The 3,302-nt window shown below is 72.7% G+C and carries 1 protein-coding gene; it reads left to right on the plus strand.

The features are described 5' to 3' along the window. The coding region (locus HHL10_RS29910; RefSeq protein ID WP_169164074.1) for a cadherin-like domain-containing protein at positions 1-3,302 on the plus strand (3,302 nt) is incomplete at both ends.

Raw genomic sequence — 3,302 nt, forward strand, 5'->3', positions numbered from 1 at the left:
GCTGCGCTACGTGGTCAGCGACGGCACGGCCAGCACGGCGGCGACGCTGGCGCTGGAGCTGGGCGCGGTCAACGACGTGCCCGAGCTCACGGGCGAGCAGCCCACGCTGGCGCAGGGCGCCGAGGACACGGCCTACACCGTGAGCCTGGCGCAGCTGCTGCAAGGCTTTGCGGACGTGGACGGCGAGCGGCTGGCGGTGACGGAGCTCACGCTGGACCACGGCACGGCGGTGCAAAACGCCGACGGCAGCTGGACCCTCACGCTGGAGGAGAACTACCACGGGCCGCTGACGCTCGCCTACGGCGTGAGCGACGGCACCGACACCACGCCGGCGACGCTGGCGCTGGAGGTGGGTGCGGTCAACGACGCGCCGGTGCTCAGCACCGAGCCGGCGCTGCTGCCCTGGGCCAGCGAGGACACGGCCTACACCGTGAGCCTGGAGCAGCTGCTGCAGGGCTTCACGGACGTGGACGGCGACATCCTGTCGGTGACGCAGCTCACGCTGGAGCACGGCACGGCGGCGCAGAACGAGGACGGCAGCTGGACCCTCACGCTGGAGCACAACTACCACGGGCCGCTGACGCTGAGCTACGCGGTGAGCGACGGCAGCACCAGCACGGCGGCCACGCTGGCGCTGGAGGTGGGCGCCGTCGATGACGCGCCCGAGCTCAGCGGCGAGCCCGCCACGCTGCGCGCCGCCGTCGAGGACACGGTCTACACCGTGACGCAGGCGCAGCTGCTGCAGGGCTTCACGGACGTGGACAGTGCCGAGCTGTGGGCCGTGGAGCTCACGCTCGACCATGGCTGGGCGGCGCAGAACGAGGACGGCAGCTGGAGCATCACGCTGGAGCCGGACTACCACGGCCCGGTGACGCTGAGCTACCTGGTGGCCGACGGCGAGGTGGCCACGCCGGCCACGCTGGCGCTGGAGGTGGGCGCGGCCAACGACGCGCCGGTGCTTGGCACCGAGCCGGCCTGGCTGGAGCCCGGCGCCGAGGACAGCGCCTACACCGTGAGCCTGGAGCAGCTGCTGCAGGGCTTTGCGGACGTGGACGGCGACCGGCTCTCGGTCACGGCGCTGACGGTGGACCATGGCAGCGCGGCACAGAACGCCGACGGCAGCTGGACCATCACGCCCGAGGCCGACTACCACGGGGTGCTGGTGCTGAGCTACGAGGTCAGCGACGGCGTGCAAAGCGTGCCGGCCGCGCTGGGGCTGGAGCTGGTACCCGTCAACGACGCGATGGTGCTCAGCGGCGAGCAAGCCGTGCTGGAGCCCGGCGCCGAGGACGCGCCCTACACCGTGAGCCTGGAGCAGCTGCTGCAGGGCTTCACGGACATCGACGGCGACGCGCTGTTCGTGAGCGAGCTCACGCTGGAGCACGGCACGGCGGCGCAGAACTGGTGGGACGGCAGCTGGAGCATCACGCCCGAGGCCAACTACCACGGGCCGCTGACGCTGCGCTACGTGGTCAGCGACGGCACGGCCAGCACGGCGGCGACGCTGGCGCTGGAGCTGGGCGCGGTCAACGACGTGCCCGAGCTCACGGGCGAGCAGCCCACGCTGGCGCAGGGCGCCGAGGACACGGCCTACACCGTGAGCCTGGCGCAGCTGCTGCAGGGCTTCACGGACGTGGACGGCGAGCGGCTGTCGGTGACGGAGCTGACGGCCGACCACGGCACGGCGGTGCAAAACGCCGACGGCAGCTGGACCATCACGCCGGTGGCCGACTACCACGGGCCGCTCACGCTCGCCTACGGCGTGAGCGACGGCACCGACACCACGGCGGCGACGCTGGCGCTGGAGGTGGGCGCGGTCAACGACGCGCCGGTGCTCAGCGCCGAGCAGGCGCTGCCGACCCCGGGCGGCGAGGACACGGCCTACACCGTGAGCCTGGAGCAGCTGCTGCAGGGCTTCACGGACGTGGACGGCGACCAGCTCTGGGTGACGGCGCTGACGGTGGACCACGACCACGGCACGGCGGTGCAAAACGAGGACGGCAGCTGGACCATCACGCCGGTGGCCAACTACCACGGGGTGCTGACGCTGGTCTACGGCGTGAGCGACGGCACGGTCACCACGCCGGCGACGCTGGCGCTGGAGCTGGTGGCCGTCAACGACCTGCCCGAGCTCAGCGGCACGGCCGCCGCGCTGCCCGCCGCCGTCGAGGACGCGCCCTACACCGTGACGCAGGCGCAGCTGCTGCAGGGCTTCACGGACGTGGAGGGCGCCGCGCTGTGGGCCGTGGATCTCACGCTCGACCATGGCTGGGCGGCGCAAAGCGAGGACGGCAGCTGGAGCATCACGCTGGAGCCGGACTACCACGGCCCGGTGACGCTGAGCTACGGCGTGAGCGACGGCATCGACACCACGGCGGCCACGCTGGCGCTGCAGGTGGGCGCGGCCAACGACGCGCCGGTGCTCAGCGCCGGGCCGGCCTGGCTGGAGCCCGGCGCCGAGGACCTGCCCTACACCGTGAGCCTGGAGCAGCTGCTGCAGGGCTTTGCGGACGTGGACGGTGACCGGCTGTCGGTCACGGCGCTGACGGTGGACCATGGCAGCGCGGCGCAAAACGCCGACGGCAGCTGGCGCATCACGCCCGAGGCCGACTACCACGGGGTGCTGGTGCTGAGCTACGAGGTCAGCGACGGCGTGCAGAGCGTGGCGGCCACGCTGGGGCTGGAGCTGGTGCCCGTCAACGACGCCATGGTGCTCAGCGGCGAGCAGGCCGTGCTGGAGCCCGGCGCCGAGGACCTGCCCTACACCGTGAGCCTGGAGCAGCTGCTGCAGGGCTTCACGGACGTGGACGGCGACGCGCTGTTCGTGAGCGAGCTCAGCGTGGACCACGGCACGGCGGCGCAGAACTGGTGGGACGGCAGCTGGAGCATCACGCCCGAGGCCGACTACCACGGGCCGCTGGCGCTGAGCTACGTCGTGGGCGACGGCGTGGCCTCCACCACGGCGACGCTGGCGCTGGAGCTGGGCGCGGTCAACGACGCGCCCGTGCTCGGCGGCGAGCCCGCCGTGCTGGAGCCGGGCACGCAGGACGCGGCCTACACCGTGAGCCTGGAGCAGCTGCTGCAGGGCGTCACGGACGCCGACGGCGACACGCTGGCCGTGAGCGGGCTCAGCGCCGACCACGGCACGGCGGCACAGAACGCCGACGGCAGCTGGAGCATCACGCCCGAGGCCGGCTACAGCGGCGCGCTCACGCTGAGCTACGGCGTGAGCGACGGCACCGACGTCACCGAGCTCACGCTGGGCACGGAGCTCGCGCCCAACCCGCATCCGGAGCTGTTCG

The sequence above is a fragment of the Azohydromonas caseinilytica genome, from assembly GCF_012927045.1.
Lineage (GTDB): Bacteria > Pseudomonadota > Gammaproteobacteria > Burkholderiales > Burkholderiaceae_C > Azohydromonas > Azohydromonas caseinilytica.